The sequence below is a fragment of the Vibrio sp. 1978 genome (genome assembly GCF_033344345.1).
Genome location: NZ_JAWPOP010000703.1, coordinates 1 through 608, shown reverse-complemented (window position 1 = coordinate 608; position 608 = coordinate 1). Strand labels below are relative to the sequence as shown.

The window sequence follows — 608 nt, the reverse complement described above, 5'->3', positions numbered from 1 at the left end:
TTTGCGCGGTTTCTAAGTCACGGATCTCACCGACCATCACCACATCCGGGTCCTGACGTAAGATCGCACGTAGACCACGCGCAAATGTCATGTCGACTTTCGGGTTAACTTGAGTCTGGCCAATGCCATCGATATCAAATTCGATTGGGTCTTCCACCGTCAGAATGTTGCGCTCGTTGCTGTTGATTTCTTGCAAGCCGGCGTACAAAGTGGTCGATTTACCAGAACCCGTAGGGCCGGTCACCAAGATGATACCGTGTGGGCGACCAATGAGGTGACGGAAGTTGTCGTGTACCGAAGGAGTCATGCCCAAACTGTGCAGGTCAAGGCGCGTTGCGTTTTTATCTAACAGACGCATTACCACTCGTTCACCGTGAGAGGATGGCATGGTAGAAACACGCACATCGACCGCTCGGCCACCAATACGTAGCGAGATACGACCATCTTGAGGCACACGCTTTTCAGCAATATCGAGCTTCGCCATAACCTTCACACGCGACACCAACAACGGCGCAAGCTTACGACTCGGCGTCAAGACTTCACGCAGAACGCCGTCGACACGGAAGCGGATAGAAAGCGTCTTTTCAAACGTTTCGATATGGATATCG

At 52.3% G+C, this 608-nt stretch carries 1 protein-coding gene; it reads right to left on the bottom strand.

Annotation, left to right across the window (positions count from 1 at the left end):
- A partial coding sequence (locus tag R8N49_RS28650; protein ID WP_318190639.1) for a GspE/PulE family protein occupies window positions 1-608 on the bottom strand: 608 nt, incomplete at both ends.